This window comes from Sanguibacter massiliensis (assembly GCF_900240335.1).
In the GTDB taxonomy this organism is placed as follows: Bacteria; Actinomycetota; Actinomycetes; order Actinomycetales; family Cellulomonadaceae; genus Flavimobilis; species Flavimobilis massiliensis.
The window spans coordinates 1,668,207-1,689,414 of sequence record NZ_LT964979.1 but is presented as its reverse complement, the minus strand read 5'-3'; the positions used below and the strand labels follow the sequence as shown (position 1 = coordinate 1,689,414).

The following is a 21,208-nucleotide window of genomic DNA, read 5'->3' as shown; positions in this document are numbered from 1 at the left end:
GTCTGCGGACCCGGATCCTGTCCGGACGCCCGTCGGGCCGGGTCCCCGCAAGGGACCCGGCCCGATGCACGTCGTGCTGTCTCAGCCGCCGAGGGCGTAGCGCATGGGCTCGAGCTTCGCCTCGGTCTCGGCGAGCTCATCGTCCGGGACGGACGCGGCAACGATGCCGCAGCCCGCGAAGAGCCGCAGCTCGTGGGGATCCTCGGGGTCGAGCTCGGCGGAGCGGAGCCCGATACCCCACTCGCCGTCGCCGTCCGCGCCAAGCCACCCGACCGCGCCCGCGTAGCGGGCGCGGTCGAGGTGCTCGATCTCGCGGATGAGGTCGCGCGCGACGGCCGTGGGCGTGCCGCACACGGCGGCCGTCGGAGCGAGGGCGTCGGCGAGCGCGAGGCTCGAGGCCCCGGGCGGCGCGAGGACGCCCGTGACGTCGGTCGCGAGGTGGAGGACGTTCGGCAGGTGGAGGACGAAGGGCGTCTCGGGGACGTTCGTCGACGTGCAGAAGGGGGTGAGGGCCTGCGCGACGGAGCTCACTGCGTACTCGTGCTCCTCGAGGTCCTTCGAGGAGTGCGAGAGGTGCGCGGCGCGTGCGAGGTCGGCGTCGTCGTCGCCCGTGCGGCGGACGGTGCCGGCGAGGACGCGTGAGATGACGAGGCCCTTCTCGGAGCGCACGAGGAGCTCGGGGGTCGCGCCGACGAGCCCGTCGACGGAGAAGGTCCAGCAGCCGGCGAACCGCTCGGCGAGCCGCGCGAGCAGATGGCGGGGATCGACGGGGCGCGTGGTGCGGGCACGGACGTCACGTGCGAGGACGACCTTGTCGACGGCTCCGTCGCGGATGCGGGCGACGGCGTCGGCGACGACGTCGAGCCACGCCTCGGGGGTGAGGGAACCGTCCGTGTAGGTGACGGGGCCGGGGGACGTCACGGGCGCGGCGCCGACGCGCAGGAGCTCGGCGAGCGTCGGTCGCGGAGCGTCGTCGTCCTCCTCGGCGAGCGTCGTCACCCACGCGAGGGGGCCGCGACGGCCGACGACGACGCGGGGCACGACGAGCGTGCCGCCGGCCGGGGAGGCGGGGTCGAACGAGAACGAGCCGAACGCGACGGGACCGGTGCCGGGAGCGCGGACGTCGTCGTGGACGGTCATCGTGCGCAGGAGCCGTGTCCAGGCCTGCTCGGCGTGCGCGAACTGGCCGTCTCCGCCGACCTCGATGCGGGCGAGCTCGCCCCACGCGACGATGCCGTCGCCGCGTCGCACCCACGAGAGCGGGGAGTCGGCGGGCAGGAGGTCCAGGAGGGCCCCCGGGTCGGTCGCTGCGTCGGGCAGGTCGAGGGGGGTCGTCCGGGCGACGACGCGTCCTGCGGGGACGTGCGCCACGGGCGTCGGCTGGTTGGCGTTCATCGCCGTCCAGAGTACGTCTCCGGGGCCGTCGGCCAGGACAGGCCGCGTGACGAGGGGCGGACGTGCCCGTCCCGCTCGCTAGGCTGGGGGCATGTCGCGCGCAAGCCTGGAGAAGAAGCCCCGTGAGGTCGCCTCGATGTTCGACGGGATCGCTCGTCGTTACGACCTCACGAACGACGTCATCTCGCTCGGCCAGGACCGCCGCTGGCGGCGCCTGACGATCGACGCGGTCGGGGCGGCCCCGGGTGAGAAGGTCCTCGATCTCGCGGCGGGCACGGGTACGTCGTCGGAGCCGTTCGCGGACGAGGGCGTGCGCGTCGTGCCGTGCGACTTCTCGATCGGCATGCTCCAGGTGGGCAAGGCGCGGCGTCCCGACCTCTCGTTCACGGCGGGCGACGCGACGCGGCTGCCGTTCGCTGACGCGTCGTTCGACGCGGTGACGATCTCGTTCGGCCTGCGCAACGTCGTCGACACGGTCGGGGCGCTGCGCGAGATGCTGCGCGTGACGCGTCCTGGCGGACGGATCGTCGTGTGCGAGTTCTCGTCGCCGACGTGGACGCCGTTCCGGACTGTGTACCAGGAGTACCTCATGAAGGCGCTGCCGAAGGTCGCGGGCGTCGTGACGAAGGACGCGGGCTCGTACGAGTACCTTGCAGAGTCGATCACGTCGTGGCCGGACCAGGTGGCGCTCGCTCACCTCATGCAGGAGGCGGGGTGGCGGAAGGTCGCGTATCGCAACGTGTCGGGCGGCATCGTCGCGCTGCACCGCGCGACGCGCCCGGCGGACGTCTGACCTGGACGCCCGCATTCTCCCGGCACCCGCCGGTGGCGTAGGCCCTAGGTCCTGGTGTTTGCTGACGGGGTGAGGCTTACCTTGGCAGACATCCCCCTGCCGTGAGACTAGGATGACGAGGGCGCTTGTGCCTTCGTGCACAAGGTCTGCACGACCCGGGCAGCACCCCTCCCGACACGCACCACAAGGATTCAGCGATGGCGACGAACCACTCCGACGACGCAGACGTCGTCGTCGTCGGTGCCGGTCCTGCAGGGGCAACTGCCGCGCACTACCTCGCGTCCGTCGGGCTTGACGTCGTCGTCGTCGACAAGGCGCGATTCCCGCGCGACAAGATCTGCGGCGACGGCCTCACGCCTCGCGCGGTCGCCGAGCTCGTCCGTGCGGGCGTGAGCATCGATGAGTCCGACGGCTGGATCCGCAACGTCGGCCTCCGCGTCGTCGGCGGCGGCCACCGCATCGAGATCCCGTGGCCCGAGCTCTCGTCCTACCCGTCGTACGGCCTCGCCCGGTCTCGCATGTTGTTCGACCATCTGCTCGTCGAGCACGCGCGGACGTCGGGCGCGACGATCCTCGAGGGCATGAGCGTTACCGAGCCGCTCCTCGACGAGCGCACGGGCCGTATCGCCGGCGTCACCGCGCGCGTCCTCGACGCGGACGGGCGCCGGACGGGGGAGGAGCGCACGTTCCGTGCGCCCGTCGTCATGGCGGCCGACGGCGTCTCCTCGAGGCTCGCGACGTCGATGGGCATCGCCAAGCGCAACGACCGCCCCATGGGTGTTGCGGTCCGCACGTACTTCGAGTCCCCGCGTCACGACGACGCGTGGATGGAGTCGCACCTCGAGCTGTGGGACGGCCGGCCCGGCGAGTCGAACCTCATGCCTGGCTACGGCTGGATCTTCGCGCTCGGCGACGGCACGGTCAACGTCGGCCTCGGCTCCGTCTCCTCGAGCGCCGCCGCGACGAAGGTTGATTACAAGGACCTCTTCCAGCGCTGGATGGCCAACGTCCCGGCCGAGTGGGGCTTCACCGAGGAGTCGCAGCGCGGCTCCGTGCGCGGCGCCGCGCTCCCCATGGCCTTCAACCGCTCGCCGCTCTACGACCGCGGCCTCATGCTCCTCGGCGACGCCGGCGGCATGGTCTCGCCCTTCAACGGCGAGGGCATCGCGTATGCGATGCAGGCCGCACGCGTCGCCTCGGACACCGTCGCCCAGGCCCTCACGCGCCCGACGGACTCCGCGCGCGAGCGCGCGCTGCAGCGGTACGCGCAGGTGATGAAGGACGACATCGGCGGCTACTACCGGCTCGGCACGTACTTCGTGAAGCTCATCGAGAACCCGCACATCATGCACCTCTGCACGAAGTACGGGCTGCCGCGGCCGCTGCTCATGAAGTTCGTCATGAAGCTGCTCTCCGACGGCTATGAGCCGCGCGGCGGGGACCTCATGGACCGCGTCATCGCGGGACTCACCCGGATGGGGCCAGCAGCATGACACCCCTCGCAGCGACGACGACGTCCCTGGCAGCCGCGCACCGCGGCCTGCGCGACGCTTCCGGCATGCCCGGACGCCCCTCCCACGCCCGACCCGCGCACCTCCGCGCGGCGTCGACGACCGACCCCGGACCGACGGTCCGCACCGACCTCCCGACAAGGAGAGCGACGCGATGAGCAACCCCTACGTGCCCCTGCTGTTCCTCATGGGGGTCGCCGCCGTGCTCGCCCTCGGAGGCGTCGCTGCGAGCGCGATCATCGGCCCCAAGCGCTACAACAAGGCCAAGCTCGAGGCGTACGAGTGCGGCATCGAGCCGACCCCCAACGCCGTCGGCGGCGGTCGGTTCCCCATCAAGTACTACCTCGTCGCGATGACGTTCATCATCTTCGACATCGAGGTCGTGTTCCTCTACCCCTGGGCGGTCGAGTTCCGCACCCTCGCGGTGTTCGGGCTCGTCGCCATCCTCGCGTTCATCGCCATGATCACGGTGCCGTTCATCTATGAGTGGCGTCGCGGCGGGTTCGAGTGGGACTGACCGGGCTGACGCGGAAGAAGGACTGCAGATGAGCAACGAGACCGCCCCCTCGGGCTTCCTCCTCACGACCGTCGAGGAGTTCGCGGGCTGGGCCCGCAAGTCGTCGATCTGGCCCGTGACGTTCGGCCTCGCGTGCTGCGCGATCGAGATGATGGCAGCGGGCGCGTCCCGCTTCGACCTCGCGCGGTACGGCATGGAGGTCTTCCGTGCCTCGCCGCGCCAGGCCGACCTCATGATTGTTGCCGGCCGCGTCTCCCAGAAGATGGCCCCGATCGTCCGTCAGGTCTACGACCAGATGGCCGAGCCCAAGTGGGTCCTCTCGATGGGCGTGTGCGCGTCGTCGGGCGGCATGTTCAACAACTACGCGATCGTCCAGGGCGTCGACCACGTCGTGCCCGTCGACATCTACCTGCCCGGCTGCCCGCCGCGCCCGGAGATGCTCATCAACGCGATTAACGAGCTGCAGCGGCAGATGCAGAAGGAGCCGCTCCTCACGCACCGCCGCGAGGTCGTCAAGGCCGTCGAGGCCGCCGCGCTCGAGGCGACGCCGACGCACCAGATGAAGGGGCTCCTGCGATGAGCGACGAGACCACACCGGCCGCCGACGCGGTCGACCACATCACGCCCGGCGGTTCCGTCGGCGCGGTGCCCTCGGGTGACCTGCGCGGTCCCGACGTCGTCGAGGTCCGCACCGGCATGTGGGGTGTCCACGGCCCTGGTGACACGTCCGGCTTCGGTGGGCTCGTGCGTCAGATCGCGATGCCCGGCTCGTCCGCGCGCCCGTACGGCGGGTACTTCGACGAGGTCGTTGACGTCCTGCTCGAGGTCCTCGAGGAGACCCAGCCCGGTCTCGGCGCGAAGGCCGTCACGGCCGTCGTCGTCGACCGCGACGAGCTGACGATCGAGGTCGCGCGCGAGCACCTCGTGGCCGTGTGCCGTGCGCTGCGCGACGACCAGGACCTGCGCTTCGAGCTGTCGCTCGGCGTCTCCGGCGTGCACTACCCCGAGGCGACGGGCCGCGAGCTGCGCGCCGTCTACCACCTCACGTCCGTGACTCACGGCCGTCGCGTGCGCCTCGAGGTCGCGGCACCGGACGCGGACCCGCACATCCCGTCGACTGTCGCGATCTACCCGACGCACGACTGGCACGAGCGCGAGACGTGGGACTTCTTCGGCATCGTCTTCGACGGGCACCCCGCGCTCGCGCGTATCCAGATGCCCGACGACTGGCCGGGCCACCCGCAGCGCAAGGACTACCCGCTCGGCGGCATCCCCGTCGAGTACAAGGGCGCCACCATCCCCTCGCCGGACACGCGGAGGTCCTACTCATGAGCACCGCCACCCCGCACGCGACGCGCGACGCAGGCAAGCCGTCCGACGACCAGGACATCCCGTCGTTCGAGGCCTACGGCGACGGCGACTGGTCGTCGATCGCCGAGGAGGCTGCACGCCTCGGCGAGGAGCGCATTGTCGTCAACATGGGGCCGCAGCACCCGTCGACCCACGGCGTGCTCCGCCTCATGCTCGAGATCGACGGCGAGACCGTCACGGAGGCCCGCGCCGGCATCGGCTACCTCCACACGGGCATCGAGAAGAACATGGAGTTCAGGACGTGGACGCAGGGCGTCACGTACTGCACCCGCATGGACTACCTCTCGCCGTTCTTCCAGGAGGTCGCCTTCTGCCTCGGCGTCGAGAAGCTGCTCGGCATCACCGACGACATCCCTGAGCGCGCCTCCCAGATCCGCGTGCTCCTCATGGAGCTCAACCGCATCTCCTCGCACCTCATCGCGCTCGGCACGGGTGGCAACGAGATGGGCGCGACGACGATCATGACGACGTCGTTCACGGCCCGCGAGGAGATCCTCCGGCTCTTCGAGGCCGTCACGGGTCTGCGCATGAACCACGGCTTCGTCCGCCCCGGCGGCGTCCCGCAGGACCTCCCGCCCGGCTTCGTCGCCGACGCGCGCGCCGCGATGGTCAAGGTGCGTCACTACCTCGGCCAGCTCGAGAAGCTCATGATGGAGAACCCCATCTTCAAGCTGCGTCTCGTGGGTGTCGGGCACCTCAACCTCTCGGCGTGCATGGCGCTCGGCATGACGGGCCCCGTCCTGCGCTCGGCGGGCCTGCCGTACGACGTCCGCAAGTCGGACCCGTACTGCGGCTACGAGACGTACGACTTCGACGTGCCCGTCGCGCAGGGCGCGGACGCGTACGACCGCGTCGTCGTCCGTGTGGCCGAGTGCTACGAGTCGCTGAAGATCGTCGACCAGGTGCTCGACCGCCTCGAGAAGGGCTCCGGCCCCGTCATGGTCGCCGACAAGAAGATCGCGTGGCCCGCGCAGATGGCGATCGGCACGGACGGGCAGGGCAACTCGCTCGACCACATCAAGGAGATCATGGGCACCTCCATGGAGGCGCTCATCCACCACTTCAAGCTCGTCACCGAGGGCTTCCGGGTCCCGGCCGGGCAGGTGTGGCAGACGGTCGAGGCGCCGCGTGGCGAGCTCGGCGTCCACCTCGTCTCCGACGGGGGCACGCGTCCCTACCGGGCCCACTTCCGGGACCCGTCGTTCAACAACCTGCAGGCCGTCTCGATGATGTGCGAGGGCGGACAGCTCGCGGACGTCGTCGTCGCCGTGGCCTCGCTCGACCCGGTGCTCGGAGGAGTGGACCGATGACCACGACCGGATACGTCCCCGAGGTGCGTGCGCGCCTCGACGCCGACGCGGCGGACATCGTCTCCCGTTACCCGCAGGCGCGCTCGGCGCTCCTGCCGCTGCTGCACCTCGTGCAGTCGGAGGACGGGTACGTCTCGCGCCACGGCATCGAGTTCTGTGCCGAGACGCTCGGCCTCACGACGGCGTCCGTCTCGGCTGTCGCGACGTTCTACACGCAGTACAAGCGCCGCCCCAACGGCGAGTACACGGTGGGCGTCTGCACGAACACCCTGTGCGCGATCATGGGCGGCGACGAGATCTTCGAGCGGCTCTCGGAGCGTCTCGGCGTGGGCCATGACGAGACGACCGAGGACGGCCGCATCACGCTCGAGCGCGTCGAGTGCAACGCCGCGTGCGACTTCGCGCCCGTCATGATGATCAACTGGGAGTTCTTCGACAACCAGACCGCGGACTCCGCGCTTGAGGTCGTCGACCGACTCATCGCGGGCGAGGACGTCACCCCGACGCGCGGCCCCGAGAAGGTCGTCTCCTTCAAGGAGATGTCCCGTGTGCTCGCCGGGTTCGACGACGGTCGCGCGGACGAGGGCGTCGCCGCAGGCGGCGCGAGCCTCGTCGGGCTCAAGATCGCCCGCGAGCACGGCTGGACAGCACCGTCGTACGACGCTGCAGAGCGTGAGGCGGCGGCGTCGGCCGCAGCCTCGGCCGACGCCGCACCCGGCGTGGGCGAGGAGCACTCGAGCGCGGACCGGCCCGCAGGGTCCGACGCCGACGTCGAGACCGAGGAGAAGCGATGACCTCCCTCACCCCGATCCTCACGCGCTCCTGGGGCGACGAGACCCCTTGGAAGCTCGAGAGCTACGAGAAGGCGGGCGGCTACGAGGGCCTCAAGAAGGCTCTCGGCCAGTCACAGGCCGACCTCGTGCAGCTCGTCAAGGACTCCGGCCTCCGCGGCCGGGGTGGCGCAGGCTTCCCGACGGGCATGAAGTGGGGCTTCCTGCCCGCGCCCGACGGCGGGCCGCGCTACCTCGTCGTCAACGCCGACGAGTCCGAGCCGGGCACGTGCAAGGACATCCCGCTCATGATGGCGGACCCGCACCTGCTCGTCGAGGGCGTCGCCATCACGAGCTACGCGATCGGCAGCCACCACGCGTTCATCTACATCCGCGGCGAGGTCGTCCACGTCTACCGACGCCTGCTCAAGGCGGTCGCGGACGCGTACGCGGCCGGTCACCTCGGCAAGAACATCCACGGTTCCGGCTTCGACCTCGACGTCACGGTCCACGCCGGCGCCGGCGCGTACATCTGCGGCGAGGAGACTGCCCTCCTCGACTCCCTCGAGGGGCGCCGCGGCCAGCCGCGCCTCAAGCCGCCGTTCCCCGCGGTCGCGGGCCTCTACGCGCGTCCGACGGTCGTCAACAACGTCGAGTCGATCGCGTCGGTCCCGGCGATCGTCCGCGGCGGCGCCGACTGGTTCACGTCGATGGGCACCGAGCGCTCGACGGGCCACGGCATCTTCTCGCTCTCGGGCCACGTCACGCGGCCCGGTCAGTACGAGGCCCCGCTCGGCATCACGCTGCGCGAGCTCCTCGAGATGGCCGGCGGCATCCGCAAGGGCCACGAGCTGAAGTTCTGGACGCCCGGCGGCTCGTCGACCCCGATTTTCACCGCGGATCACCTCGACGTGCCGCTCGATTACGAGTCGGTCGGCGCGGCGGGCTCGATGCTCGGCACGCGTGCGCTGCAGATCTTCGACGAGACGACGTCCGTCGTCCGCGCCGTGTCGCGCTGGACAGACTTCTACGCGCACGAGTCCTGCGGCAAGTGCACGCCGTGCCGCGAGGGCACGTACTGGCTCAAGCAGATCCTCCACCGGCTCGAGCACGGCAAGGGGGAGGCGGGCGACATCGAGAAGCTCGTCGACATCTGCGACAACATCCTCGGGCGCGCGTTCTGCGCGCTCGGCGACGGCGCGACCTCCTCGATCACCTCCGCGGTTCAGCTGTTCCGCGAGGAGTTCGAGGCCGGCATGACGCAGCCCGCGAGCGAGCTGTTCCCGCCGGAGCGGTCCGCGCTGTTCGACTACACCCCGCGCCGGTCCGCCGGCGCCGCAGCAGGGGCGGTGCACGCATGACCACCACGACCGACTCGCAGACGCCGGTCGCCGTCGACCCGAACCTCGTCACGGTGACGATCGACGGGATCGAGACCGCCGTGCCGAAGGGCACGCTCATCATCCGTGCGGCGGAGGAGATCGGGATCGCGATCCCGCGCTTCTGCGACCATCCGCTGCTCAAGCCCGTGGGCGCGTGCCGTCAGTGCCTCGTCGACGTGGCGATGCCGGACCGTGAGGGCAACGTTCGCCCGATGCCGAAGCCGCAGCCGTCGTGCGCGATGGAGGTCTCGCCCGGCATGGTTGTGCACACGCAGAAGACCTCTGCGGTCGCGGCGAAGGCGCAGCACGGCGTCATGGAGCTCCTGCTCATCAACCACCCGCTCGACTGCCCGACGTGCGACAAGGGCGGCGAGTGCCCCCTGCAGAACCAGGCGCTGTCCGATGGGCGTGCAACGTCGCGCTTCACGGACGTCAAGCGGACGTTCGCGAAGCCGCTGAAGATCTCGACGCAGATCCTCCTCGACCGTGAGCGCTGCATCCTGTGCCAGCGCTGCACGCGCTTCAGCAAGGAGATCGCGGGCGACCAGTTCATCGACCTGCAGAAGCGCGGCGCGAGCCAGCAGATCGGCCGGTTCGACGAGGACGTTCTCGGTTTCGCGCCGCTCGGCGACGCGACGGTCGGCCCCGCTGCCGAGGACGAGTCGGGCCGTGCGTTTGCCTCGTACTGGTCGGGCAACACCGTGCAGATCTGCCCGGTGGGTGCTCTGACCTCGGCGGCGTACCGCTTCCGGTCGCGTCCGTTCGACCTCGTCTCGACGGAGGCCGTCGCTGAGCACGACGCCAACGGCTCGGCCATCCGCATCGACCACCGCCGTGGCACGGTCATGCGTCGCCTCGCGGGCGACGACCCGGTGGTCAACGAGGAGTGGATCTCCGACAAGGACCGCTTCGCGTTCCACTGGCAGACGGCTCCGGACCGCCTCACGCACCCGCTCGTGCGGGACCGCGCCGAGGACGGCACGCGCGGCGAGCTCCGCACGGCCTCGTGGGCCGAGGCCCTCGAGGTCGCGGGCACCGCGCTCGCCGCGGCGCGCGACGCCGGCGGCGTCGGCGTCCTGCCGGGCGGCCGCCTCACCATTGAGGACGCGTACGCGTACGGCAAGCTCGCACGCACCGCGCTCGGCACGAACGACATCGACCACCGTGCACGCCCCGCGTCCGCGGAGGAGGAGTCCTTCCTCGGCCACGCGGTCGCGGGCCAGGGCATCGACGTGACGCTCGGCGACCTCGAGAAGGCGCCCGCGGTCCTGCTCGTCGGGTTCGAGCCCGAGGAGGAGGGCGGCATCGTCTTCCTCCGCCTCCGCAAGGGCACGCAGGCGCGCCGCACGCGCGTCTGGTCGCTCGCACCGTTCGCGACGCGCGGCCTCGAGCGGCTCGACGGGACGCTCGTCCCGACGGCCCCGGGCCTCGAGTCTGAGGTCGTCGACGCGCTCGCGACGGGCACGGACGAGCCGTCGCTCGCCCCGCTGCGCGAGGCGCTCGGCGCCGAGGGTGCTCTCGTCCTCGTGGGCGAGCGTCTCGCGTCGGTCCCCGGGTCGCTCTCCGCGGTCCTGCGGCTCACGGCCGCGACGGGTGCGCGCCTCGCCTGGATCCCGCGTCGCATCGGCGAGCGCGCCGGTGTCGAGATGGGCACGCTGCCCGGACTCCTGCCGGGCGGCCGCCCGGCAGGCGACGCCGCCGCGCGCGTCGACATCGCCGCCGCGTGGGGCGTCACGGAGCTTCCGACAGCCCCCGGCCGTGACACCGACGGCATCCTCGCGGCGCTCGCCGCGCGTGAGCTGCGCGGCGTCGTCGTCGGCGGCGTCGAGCTTGGCGACCTCACGGACCCCGTCGCGGCGCGCGCCGCGCTCGAGGCGGCTGACGTCGTCGTGAGCCTCGAGGTCCGTGCGAGTGAGGTCACCGACCTCGCGGACGTCGTCCTGCCGGTCGCACCGCCGGCCGAGAAGTCCGGCACGTACCTCAACTGGGAGGGCCGCGTCCGCGCGTTCCGTCAGGCGCTCGAGTCGCACGCGCTGCCCGACCACCGCGTGCTCGACGAGCTCGCGCGCCACCTCGGCACCGACCTCGGCGCGCGTGACGGCAACGTCCTGCGCAAGGAGATCGACCAGCTCGGCGCCTGGGACGGTGAGCGCATCGCCGCACCCGCGGCGGAGGCTGTCGCCCCCGCCGCGGTCGCCCCCGGCACGGCGGTCCTCGCGAGCTGGCACCTCCAGCTCGACGCGGGCCGCGGCCAGGACGGCGAGCCGTTCCTCGCCGGAACCGCCCGCAAGGCCGTCGCCCGGCTCTCGGCCGCGACGGCCGAGGCCGCCGGCGTCGCCGACGGCGGCGTGCTGCGCGTGTCGACAGAAGCCGGGCGCATCGAGCTGCCTGCCGTCGTCACGGACATGCCCGACCACGTCGTCTGGCTGCCGACCAACTCGCCCGGCTCCGCGGTCCGCGCGGCTCTCGGCGTCCTGCCCGGTGCGGTTGTGCAGATCACCGCGGGCACCGTCATCACCACCGAGGAGGCATGATGGGCGCCCTCGCCCTCGCTGCGACGGTCGCGACGGAGACGCCGGCGGTGCCCGGCATCGCCGCGAACTTCAGTAACGACAACATCTGGGTGTACCTCGTCAAGGCGGTGCTCATCATCGTCTTCCTGCTGACGAGCGTCCTCATGGCGCTGTGGTTCGAGCGCCGGCTCGTGGCCCGCATGCAGGTACGCATCGGCCCGAACGTTCACGGTCCGCTTGGTCTGCTCCAGGCTGTCGCCGACGCGATGAAGCTCCTCATGAAGGAGGACATCACGGTGAAGATGGCCGACAAGGTCGTCTATATCCTCGCGCCGATGATCTCCGTCTTCAGCTCGCTGCTCATCTACGCGGTCATCCCCTTCGGGCCCGAGGTCCGGATCCCGTTCACGGACTTCACGACGCCCGCGCAGCTCACTGACTTCCCGGTGGCGGTGCTTTACATCCTCGCGTGCGCGGCCCTCGGCGTGTACGGCATCGTCCTCGGCGGCTGGTCGTCGGGCTCGACGTACCCGCTGCTCGGCGGTGTCCGCTCGACGGCGCAGATCATCTCCTACGAGCTCGCGATGGGCCTCTCGCTCGTCTCGGTGTTCCTGCTCGCGGGCTCGATGTCGACATCGGAGATCGTCAACCAGCAGGAGCGCTTCTGGTACGCGCTGCCGCTGCTGCCCGCGTTCATCCTCTACGTCATCTCGATGATCGGTGAGACGAACCGACTGCCGTTCGACCTCCCCGAGGCCGAGGGCGAGCTCGTCTCGGGCTACATGACCGAGTACTCGTCGATGAAGTTCGCGTGGTTCTTCCTCGCGGAGTACATCAACATGCTCAACGTCTCGGCGGTCGCGACGACGCTGTTCTTCGGCGGGTGGCGTGCCCCGTGGCCGCTGTCCGCGATCAACGACGGCATGTTCAACCAGGGCTGGTGGCCGATCCTCTGGTTCCTCGCCAAGGTCTGGTTCTTCATGTTCATCTTCGTGTGGGTCCGCGGCACGCTCCTGCGCTTCCGCTACGACCAGTTCATGAAGCTCGGCTGGAAGATCCTCATCCCCGTCGCGCTCACGTGGCTCGTCATCGTCGCGATCTACCAGGGCGTCGTCGAGTTCGGCGAGATCGACCGTCAGTTCTTCATCTACGCGTCGCTCGCACTGTTCGTCATCGCGATCCTTGGCCTCGTCGTCTCGTCGTTCGCGACGAAGGCGGAGCCCGAGGTCGCGAAGAAGACCGAGGCCGAGCCGTTCGACGCGTTCGCGGGCGGGTTCCCCGTCCCGCCGCTCCCCGGCCAGCAACTGCCCCCGTCGCCTCGTGCCGCCCGGCGCGCCGCGGCCGCCGCAGCGGCCGCGACCGCGGTCCTCGAGGTCGAGGCCGAGCCCGATACCACCACGAAGACGGAAGGGACCTCCGGTGACTGAGAACCCGAAGAAGCCCGGGCCGATCGCCGAGATGCTGGCGCCCGTCGCCGGCTTCGGCGTGACGTTCGCGAACCTGTTCCGCCCCGTCGTCACGGAGCAGTACCCGTTCGAGAAGGTGCCGACGAAGCCGCGCTACCACGGCCGTCACCAGCTCAACCGGTACCCCGACGGTCTCGAGAAGTGCATCGGCTGCGAGCTGTGCGCGTGGGCGTGCCCCGCGGACGCGATCTACGTCGAGGGCGGTGACAACGCTGACCTCCCCGAGGGCGCGCACGTCTCGCCCGGCGAGCGCTACGGACGCGTCTACCAGATCAACTACTTGCGCTGCATCTTCTGCGGTCTGTGCATCGAGGCGTGCCCGACGCGGGCGCTCACGATGACGAACGACTACGAGCTCGCGGGCCCGACCCGCGAGGGCATGATCTTCGAGAAGGACGACCTGCTCGCGCCGCTGCGCGAGGGCATGCTCGCCGGCCCGCACCCCATGGTCGAGGGCACGGACGATCTCGAGTACTACCGCGGCGAGATCACGGGTCCGACGCAGGCGCAGGTCGACTGGGTGCGCGAGCGCCGGCCCGACGACGCGTCGCTCGACGCGGCTGCGAAGGCCACCGTGGCCGCTCCTGACGCGAACGGAGGAAACCGATGATGACCTCGACCGGGGAGGCGGTGCTCTTCTGGGTGCTCGCCCCCGCCATGGTGCTCGGGGCGCTCGGGCTCGTGTTCGCGCGCAAGGCGGTGTACGCGGCGCTCTCGATGATCTTCGTCATGGTGTGCCTCGCCATGGTGTACGTCATGCAGCAGGCCGAGTTCCTCGGGATCGTCCAGGTGGTCGTCTACACCGGCGCCGTCATGATGCTCTTCGTCTTCGTCCTCATGCTCGTGGGCGTCGACGCGTCGACGTCCGCGGTCGAGACGATCAAGGGGCAGCGCTGGATCGGCATCCTCATGGGCGTCGGCCTCGGCACGCTGCTCGTCACGGTGACGGCCCGTGCCGCGCTCCCCGCGACGATCGGGCTCGACGACGCGAACTCGGAGACGAACCCTGCGGGCCTCGCCCGCGTCCTCATGAGCGACTTCGTGCTCGACCTCGAGATCGTCGCGACGCTCCTCGTCACGGCCGCTCTCGCGGCCCTCGTGCTCACGCACCGGCGCCGGCTCACGCCGAAGATCGGCCAGCCCGAGCGCGCCGCGGCGCGCATGCTCGCGGGCCACCACCCGGTCAACCTGCCGGCCCCTGGCGTCTACGCGCGTCACAACGCGATGGACGTCCCCGCGCTCGATCCTGAGGGCAACCCCATCGAGGCGTCCGTCTCGCGCGTCCTGCGGATCCGCGGGCAGGAGCAGCCGCTCGATACCGACGTGACGACGCTCGTCGCGACCCGTGCCGCAGCGGAGCTCACGGGTGACCACGGCACCGACACGGCCGCCGAGCGCGGCGGCCGGAACGACGACACCGACGCTGCGACCACGGAGGGAGAAGCCTGATGGAGGTCGGCAACTACCTGTACCTCGCGATGATCCTCTTCGCGATCGGCGCGACGACCGTCATGCTGCGCCGCAGCGCGATCATCGCGTTCATGGGCGTCGAGCTCATGCTCAACGCCGCCAACCTGGCCTTCGTGACGTTCGCCCGCATCCACGGCGACCTCTCCGGACAGGTCATCGCGTTCTTCGTCATGGTCGTCGCCGCCGCGGAGGTCGTCGTCGGCCTCGCGATCATCGTGGCGATCTTCCGTACCCGGAAGTCGGCCTCGGTCGACGACGTCAACCTGCTGAAGGGCTGAGGCGCTGATGCTTTCCATGCTTCCCGTCGCGACCGAGGTCACCCCCGCCATGGCCGCTGCAGGCTTCTGGCAGGAGAACGCGTGGCTGCTCGTCGCAGCGCCCCTCGTGAGCGCCGGAATCCTGCTGCTCCTCGGGCGCAGCGCCGACCGCTGGGGTCACTGGCTCGGTCTGCTCGCCTCGACGCTGACGTTCGTCGTCGGCGCCGGGATCCTCGTCGACCTGCTCGGCTCGCCCGCGGGTGAGCGTGTGCGCGAGGTCGACCTCTTCTCGTGGATCTCGACGTCCGAGCTCGACGTCGTCGCTGGGCTGCGGCTCGACCCGCTGTCGCTGACCTTCGTGCTCCTCGTGACCTTCGTGGGCTCGCTCATCCATCTCTACTCGGTGGCGTACATGGAGAACGACCCCGCGCGGCGACGTTTCTTCGCGTACCTCAACCTCTTCGTCGCGTCGATGCTCCTGCTCGTCCTCGCGGACTCCTACCTCCTGCTGTTCGTCGGCTGGGAGGGCGTGGGCCTCGCGTCGTACCTGCTCATCGGCTTCTGGAACCACGTCCCCGCGTACGCGACGGCCGCCAAGAAGGCGTTCGTCATGAACCGGGTCGCGGACGTCGGCATGATCATCGCGCTCGGCCTCATGTTCTCGACGTTCGGTGGCCTCGACTTCACGACCGTCCTCGCAGGCTCCGCGGACGCGTCGGAGGGCAAGCTCACGGCGATCGGCCTCATGCTGCTCCTCGCGGCGTGCGGCAAGTCGGCGCAGTTCCCGCTCCAGGCGTGGCTCGGCGACGCGATGGCAGGCCCGACGCCCGTCTCCGCGCTCATCCACGCCGCGACGATGGTCACGGCGGGCGTGTACCTCATCGTCCGCTCGGGCCCGATCTTCGACGGTGCGCCCACGGCGCTCCTCGTCGTCGCGATCGTCGGTGCGATCACCCTCCTCTTCGGAGCGATCGTCGGCTGCGCGAAGGACGACATCAAGAAGACCCTCGCAGCGTCGACGATGTCCCAGATCGGTTACATGATGCTCGCCGCGGGCCTCGGCCCGATCGGGTACGCGTTCGCGATCTTCCACCTCTTCACGCACGGCTTCTTCAAGGCGGGGATGTTCCTCGGTGCCGGGTCGGTCATGCACGGCATGAACGACCAGGTCGACATGCGTCGCTTCGGCGGCCTCTCGCGGTACATGAAGATCACGTGGCTGACGTTCGGCGCAGGCTGGCTCGCGATCCTCGGCATCCCGCCGTTCTCCGGCTTCTGGTCGAAGGACAAGATCATCGAGTCCGCGTTCGTCGGCGAGGGCTGGCAGCCGTGGGTCTTCGGCACGGTCGCGCTTCTCGGCGCCGGCATCACGGCGTTCTACATGTCGCGCCTCTTCTTCATGACGTTCCACGGCAAGCAGCGGTGGACGTCGGAGGCCGAGGGCACGGGGCCGGACCAGCACCCGCACGAGTCGCCGATCCTCATGACTCTCCCGATGATCGTCCTCGCGGTCGGCTCGGTCGCGCTCGGCGGCGTTCTGGCGATCGGCGACGGCTTCGTCACGTGGCTCGAGCCCGTCACGGGGCACGTCGAGCACCACGCCCCGGTCATCCCCGTCCCGGTCATCATGGCGGCGACGATCGTCCTCGTCCTGCTCGGTGCCTTCCTCGCGTGGCGGCAGTACGCGGCCTCGACCGTCCCGGTCGTGGCGCCCCGCGGCTCGCTGCTCACGCGTGCGGCCCGACGTGACCTCTACCAGGACGACGTCAACGAGGGGCTCGTCATGCGCCCCGGTCAGTACCTCACCCGCTCGCTCGTCTTCGGCGACGCGACGCTCGTCGACGGCGCGTTCTCCGGCCTCGGTCGCACGAGCTCGGGCCTGGGTCGCGCGCTGCGCGGCCTGCAGAACGGTTTTGTCCGCTCCTACGCCGCCATGATGGCACTCGGCATCGTCGTGATCGCCGTCGTCGTCCTGGCCGTGCAGGGCTGAGGAAGGACCTGAACGAATGGAATCCCTCGTGCCCGAGAACCTCACGGCCTCGTTCCCGTGGCTCACGGCCCTCGTCGTCGTCGCCGCGCTCGGCGCCGTCGCACTGTGGTGCCTGCCCCGTGGCGCGCGCGGTCGCGTCCGCGAGATCGCCCTCGGCGTCTCGCTCGTCAACGTCGGCCTCCTCGTCGGGGCGTTCACGCAGTTCGACACGTCGAGGGCGGGTGTTCACCAGCTCTACGAGCAGTACGCGTGGATCCCGCAGATCGGCACGTCGTACGCCGTGGGCGTCGACGGCCTGGGGCTCGCGCTCGTCGCGCTCGGCGTCGGCCTCGTGCCGATCGTCATCCTCGCGGCGTGGCGCGAGCAGGGCGACGACGTCGAGCGGCTGCGCCATTACCTCGCGCTCGTCCTCCTCACCGCCGCGTTCATGACGCTGATCTTCGCGGCGCGCGACGTCTTCCTCTTCTACGTGGTGTTCGAGGCAATGCTCATCCCGATCTACTTCATGATCGGTGCGTTCGGCGGACCGCAGCGTCGCGGCGCCGCGGTGAAGTTCCTCCTCTTCTCGCTCGCGGGCGGGCTCGTCATGCTCGTCGCGGTCATCGCGCTGTTCCTCCAGGGACCCGGCGGCGCGGAGGGCTTCCTCACGGCGAACCTCACGGGCCTCGCGCTCACGACGAACGTCGAGCGGCTGCTCTTCGTCGGCTTCTTCCTCGCGTTCGCGATCAAGGCGCCGATGTTCCCGGTCCACACGTGGCTGCCCGACGCGGCGCAGCAAGCGCCCGCCGGCACGTCGACGCTGCTCGTCGGCGTGCTCGACAAGGTCGGCACGTTCGGGATGCTCACGCTGTGTATCCCGCTCTTCCCGAGCGCCTCGGCGTGGGCGGCGCCGACGATCATCGTCCTCGCGGTCGTCTCCGTCATCTACGGCGCCCTGCTCGCTCTCGGGCAGAAGGACCTCATGCGCCTCATCGCGTACACCTCGGTGTCGCACTTCGGCGTAATGATCCTCGGTATCTTCGCGTTCTCGCAGACGTCGATCGCCGGTGCGTCGTTCTACATGCTCGGCCACGGTCTCGCGACGGGCCTGCTTTTCCTCACGGCGGGCATGGTCATCGCGCGGCACCCCCAGCGGTCGCAGCGCATCGCGGACTTCGGCGGTCTTCAGCGGACCACGCCGATCATCGCGGGCGTCTTCCTCCTCGGTGGCCTCGCGACGCTGTCCCTCCCGGGTCTCGCGCCGTTCGTCGGCGAGATCATGGTGCTCATCGGCGCGTTCGGCGCGTACCCCGCAGCGGTCATCGTCTCGGCGGTCGTCGTCGTCCTCGCCGCGCTCTACATCCTGCTCACCTACCAGCGGATGTTCACGGGCCCCGAGCAGGAGCACCTCACGGGCCTCCCCGACATGGTGGGCCGTGAGAAGTGGGTCGTCGCCCCGCTCGTCGCGGCGCTCCTCGTCCTCGGCTTCTACCCGCGTCCGGCGCTCGACCTCGTTGAGGCTCCCGCCGACGTCACCGTCTCGACCATCGCCCTCGAGGGGAGCGCGTCATGACCCCGCTCATCGCTGCTGCACCGCAGTTCGTCCAGCCCGAGATCTGGTGGACGTGGCTCGCGCCGTACCTGCTCGTGCTCGGCGCGGCCGTCGTCGGCGTGCTCGTCGAAGCCTTCGTGACCCCGCGGGCCCGTCGGTCGACGCAGCTGACGCTCGCGCTCGTCGCGCTGCTCGGCGCGGCCGGGTGGAACGTGTGGCTGTGGGTCGACCAGCTCGCTCCGACGGAGTTCAACGCGATCGCGCTCGTCAACGGGTCGCTCATGGTCTCGTACTTCACGCTCGCGCTGCAGACGGTCATCCTCGTCGTCGCAGCGCTCGCGCTGCTCGTCGTCGCCGACCGTTCACGCGGTGCGGACGACTTCGCTCCGACGGCCGCCGCGATCCCGGGCTCGGACTACGAGGAGCTCGCGCGCACCAAGGGTCTGCAGCAAACGGAGATCTACCCGCTCTTCCTCTTTGCCGTCGGCGGCATGGTGCTCTTCCCGGCCGCGGGCAACCTGCTGACGATGTTCATCGCGCTCGAGATCCTCTCGCTGCCGCTTTACGTCATGTCGGGCATGGCCCGCCACCGTCGTCTGCTCTCGCAGGAGGCGTCGCTCAAGTACTTCCTCCTCGGCGCGTTCTCGTCGGCGTTCTTCCTCATGGGCATGGCGCTCGTCTACGGCTACGCCGGCACGATCAACCTCTGGGCGATCACGAACGGTCACGCCGTCCAGGTGCCCGAGGCCCTCGTCGGCGGGCGCCCGCTGCTCGTCATGGGTGTCGTCATGCTGCTCGTCGGCGTGCTCTTCAAGGTCGGTGCGGTGCCGTTCCACCAGTGGACGCCCGACGTCTACCAGGGGGCACCCACGTCGATCACGGGCTTCATGGCCGCGTGCACGAAGGCTGCGGCCTTCGGCGCGGTCATCCGCATCGTCGTGTGGTTCGCCCCGTTCATCGGCCTCGATCTCCACGAGGAGATCCAGGTGACGATCGTCATCGTCGCGATCGCGTCGATGCTGCTTGGCTCGGTCCTCGGCGTCGTCCAGCACGACGTCAAGCGTCTTCTTGCGTACTCGTCGATCGCTCACGCGGGCTTCGTGCTCGTCGCTGTCGCGGGCGTTTTGCCCTACGACGGACAGACCTTCGTGTTCCCGATGAACAGCGCGGTGATCTTCTACCTGCTCGCGTACGGCCTGGCGACCGTCGGCGCGTTCGCTGTCGTGCGGCTCGTGCGCGAGTCGCAGGGTCGTGGCGCGGACGCGGTGACGCTCGGCGAGGCGACGCACCTGTCGCAGTGGGCGGGCCTCGGCCGTCGCAGCCCGTTCCTCGCGGTTGCGTTCTCCGTCTTTCTGCTGTCGTTCGCGGGGATCCCGCTCACGGCCGGCTTCATCGGGAAGTTCACGGCGTTCAAGGTCGCGGTCGACGGCGGGCTGTGGTGGCTCGCGGTCCTCGCGGTGCTGTGCTCGGCGATCGCGGTGTTCTTCTACGTCCGCATCATCGTCCTCATGTTCTTCGTCGACCCGGCGGCGGACGACGCCGAGCCGGAGCCGGCGCGCGAGGTCGTCGCTGTCGGCGCGCTCGGCGCAACGTCGGACGCGCCCGTGGGCACGCCGCTCGCGGGCGAGCCCGAGGCTGGCGTGGGGCTGCGGCTCTCGGACCAGCTGCGGCGGACGAGCGGGGGCGTCACCGTCCTCAAGGGCTCGGTCGGCTCGCGCGTGGCGATCGCCGTGACGATGGTGGGTACTCTTCTTCTCGGGGTCCTGCCCGGACCCGTCCTGGACCTGCTCGAGAAGACGGTGAACTTCCTCCCGTGACCACCCCGACGACGCCGACCGCCGGCGTCGGGCTGCCCGTGCCCGACGCCGAGCTGGCCCAGCTGCTCGCCGACCGCCTCGAGACCGTCGAGTCGGTGCTGCGCGAGTCCGTCACGCAGACGGACCAGCTCGCGGACGACGCCTCGCGACACCTTGTCAACGCGGGCGGGAAGCGGCTGCGCCCGCTCCTCGCGCTCCTGTGCGCGGAGCTGGGCGACGGCTCACGTCCCGAGGTCGTGGACGCGGCGGTTGTCGTCGAGCTCACGCACCTCGCGACGCTCTACCACGACGACGTCATGGACTCGGCGCCGCTGCGCCGTGGTGCGCCGTCGGCGCACGAGGTGTGGGGCAACTCGGTCGCGATCCTCACCGGTGACCTCCTCTTCGCGCGCGCCTCGCGGCTCGTCGCAGGGCTCGGCACGGAGGCCGTGAAGATTCAGGCGGCGACGTTCGAGCGCCTGTGCCTCGGCCAGATGCGTGAGTCGATCGGCCCGCGCGAGACGGACGACGCGGTCGAGCACTACATCGGTGTGCTCGCCGACAAGACGGCGTCGCTCCTTGCGACGTCGGCGCTCTTCGGTGCGCGCTTCGCGGGCTGCTCCGATGAGGTCGCGCAGATGGTCGCCGCGTACGGCGAGCGGTTGGGTGTCGCGTTCCAGCTCGCCGACGACGTCATCGATCTCACGAGCACGGGTGACCTCACGGGCAAGACCCCGGGCACGGACCTGCGCGAGAAGGTGCCGACGATGCCGACGATCCTGCTGCGGCGTCGCGTCGCCGCAGGGGAGGGGTCCGCGGCGGACGCGGAGCTCGTCGCTCTGCTCGACTCCGACCTCTCGGACGACACGGTGCTCGCGGACGCGGTCGAGCGGCTGCGCGAGCACGACGTCGTCGACGCGACGCGCGCGCTTGCGGCCCGGTGGGCGAGGGACGCGGTTGCTGAGATCGGTTCCCTCGCGGACGGCCGTGTCAAGGACACCCTCGTCTCGTTCGCGGACGCGATGGTCGACCGGGCCAGCTGACGAGGTTTCGGCAGGAGTCCCGACCTGGGACGTCATCAGTTCGACGGTCTGCTCGTGCCTGGGCGCTGGGCGCTGGGCGCCGGGCGCGGGGCG

At 70.4% G+C, this 21,208-nt stretch carries 19 protein-coding genes; 18 read left to right on the top strand and 1 reads right to left on the bottom strand.

The genetic code is table 11. The annotated features are described in order from the left end of the window. Nucleotides 1-81 precede the first annotated feature (81 nt). Nucleotides 82-1,395, bottom strand: coding sequence for an isochorismate synthase (locus tag C1729_RS07860; protein WP_102509455.1), 1,314 nt, complete (start codon nt 1,393-1,395; stop codon nt 82-84). Nucleotides 1,396-1,486: 91 nt separating this feature from the next. Between C1729_RS07860 and C1729_RS07855 the strand changes: the two genes are divergently transcribed. The 18 genes from C1729_RS07855 (at nt 1,487) to C1729_RS07770 (ending at nt 21,115) form a co-directional block, all read left to right on the top strand. Next, on the top strand, nt 1,487-2,188 hold the full coding sequence (locus tag C1729_RS07855) for a demethylmenaquinone methyltransferase (RefSeq protein ID WP_102509454.1): 702 nt from the start codon (nt 1,487-1,489) through the stop codon (nt 2,186-2,188). 197 nt (nt 2,189-2,385) lie between these two features. Beyond that, a complete protein-coding gene (locus tag C1729_RS07850; RefSeq protein WP_102509453.1) occupies nt 2,386-3,681 on the top strand; it encodes a geranylgeranyl reductase family protein in 1,296 nt (431 codons plus the stop codon). Then, entirely contained in the window at nt 3,678-3,857 is a 180-nt protein-coding gene (locus C1729_RS07845) for a hypothetical protein (RefSeq protein WP_102509452.1), read from the top strand. Before C1729_RS07850 ends, C1729_RS07845 begins: the two co-directional genes overlap by 4 nt. Further along, nucleotides 3,854-4,216 (top strand): NADH-quinone oxidoreductase subunit A, encoded by a 363-nt coding sequence (locus tag C1729_RS07840; protein WP_102509451.1) that lies wholly within the window; start codon nt 3,854-3,856, stop codon nt 4,214-4,216. The genes C1729_RS07845 and C1729_RS07840 overlap by 4 nt, the downstream gene beginning before the upstream one ends. 28 nt (nt 4,217-4,244) lie before the next feature. Continuing rightward, entirely contained in the window at nt 4,245-4,796 is a 552-nt protein-coding gene (locus tag C1729_RS07835; protein ID WP_102509450.1) for an NADH-quinone oxidoreductase subunit B, read from the top strand. Continuing rightward, complete coding sequence (locus C1729_RS07830) at nt 4,793-5,548, top strand: NADH-quinone oxidoreductase subunit C (protein ID WP_102509449.1); 756 nt, start codon at nt 4,793-4,795, stop codon at nt 5,546-5,548. The genes C1729_RS07835 and C1729_RS07830 overlap by 4 nt, the downstream gene beginning before the upstream one ends. Beyond that, complete coding sequence (locus tag C1729_RS07825) at nt 5,545-6,897, top strand: NADH-quinone oxidoreductase subunit D (protein ID WP_102509448.1); 1,353 nt, start codon at nt 5,545-5,547, stop codon at nt 6,895-6,897. The genes C1729_RS07830 and C1729_RS07825 overlap by 4 nt, the downstream gene beginning before the upstream one ends. Continuing rightward, nucleotides 6,894-7,691, top strand: coding sequence for an NADH-quinone oxidoreductase subunit NuoE (nuoE, locus tag C1729_RS07820; protein WP_102509447.1), 798 nt, complete (start codon nt 6,894-6,896; stop codon nt 7,689-7,691). The genes C1729_RS07825 and nuoE overlap by 4 nt, the downstream gene beginning before the upstream one ends. Then, on the top strand, nt 7,688-9,028 hold the full coding sequence (gene nuoF / locus C1729_RS07815) for an NADH-quinone oxidoreductase subunit NuoF (protein ID WP_102509446.1): 1,341 nt from the start codon (nt 7,688-7,690) through the stop codon (nt 9,026-9,028). The genes nuoE and nuoF overlap by 4 nt, the downstream gene beginning before the upstream one ends. Further along, entirely contained in the window at nt 9,025-11,583 is a 2,559-nt protein-coding gene (locus C1729_RS07810; protein ID WP_102509445.1) for an NADH-quinone oxidoreductase subunit G, read from the top strand. The genes nuoF and C1729_RS07810 overlap by 4 nt, the downstream gene beginning before the upstream one ends. Further along, nucleotides 11,583-12,989: an NADH-quinone oxidoreductase subunit NuoH gene (gene nuoH / locus C1729_RS07805; RefSeq protein WP_102509444.1), complete on the top strand. Its 1,407-nt coding sequence runs from the start codon at nt 11,583-11,585 to the stop codon at nt 12,987-12,989. The genes C1729_RS07810 and nuoH overlap by 1 nt, the downstream gene beginning before the upstream one ends. 31 nt (nt 12,990-13,020) lie before the next feature. Next, nucleotides 13,021-13,638, top strand: coding sequence for an NADH-quinone oxidoreductase subunit NuoI (gene nuoI / locus C1729_RS07800; RefSeq protein ID WP_102510585.1), 618 nt, complete (start codon nt 13,021-13,023; stop codon nt 13,636-13,638). Beyond that, complete coding sequence (locus tag C1729_RS07795) at nt 13,635-14,477, top strand: NADH-quinone oxidoreductase subunit J (RefSeq protein WP_340637944.1); 843 nt, start codon at nt 13,635-13,637, stop codon at nt 14,475-14,477. Before nuoI ends, C1729_RS07795 begins: the two co-directional genes overlap by 4 nt. Further along, entirely contained in the window at nt 14,477-14,776 is a 300-nt protein-coding gene (gene nuoK, locus C1729_RS07790) for an NADH-quinone oxidoreductase subunit NuoK (RefSeq protein WP_102509442.1), read from the top strand. The genes C1729_RS07795 and nuoK overlap by 1 nt, the downstream gene beginning before the upstream one ends. A gap of 49 nt (nt 14,777-14,825) precedes the next feature. Next, nucleotides 14,826-16,745: an NADH-quinone oxidoreductase subunit L gene (gene nuoL, locus C1729_RS07785; RefSeq protein WP_242493881.1), complete on the top strand. Its 1,920-nt coding sequence runs from the start codon at nt 14,826-14,828 to the stop codon at nt 16,743-16,745. Between the two features lie 16 nt (nt 16,746-16,761). Next, complete coding sequence (locus tag C1729_RS07780; RefSeq protein ID WP_102509441.1) at nt 16,762-18,297, top strand: NADH-quinone oxidoreductase subunit M; 1,536 nt, start codon at nt 16,762-16,764, stop codon at nt 18,295-18,297. Then, complete coding sequence (gene nuoN / locus C1729_RS07775) at nt 18,294-20,093, top strand: NADH-quinone oxidoreductase subunit NuoN (protein WP_102509440.1); 1,800 nt, start codon at nt 18,294-18,296, stop codon at nt 20,091-20,093. The genes C1729_RS07780 and nuoN overlap by 4 nt, the downstream gene beginning before the upstream one ends. Next, nucleotides 20,090-21,115: a polyprenyl synthetase family protein gene (locus tag C1729_RS07770; RefSeq protein WP_102509439.1), complete on the top strand. Its 1,026-nt coding sequence runs from the start codon at nt 20,090-20,092 to the stop codon at nt 21,113-21,115. The genes nuoN and C1729_RS07770 overlap by 4 nt, the downstream gene beginning before the upstream one ends. The last annotated feature ends 93 nt before the right edge of the window (nt 21,116-21,208 follow it).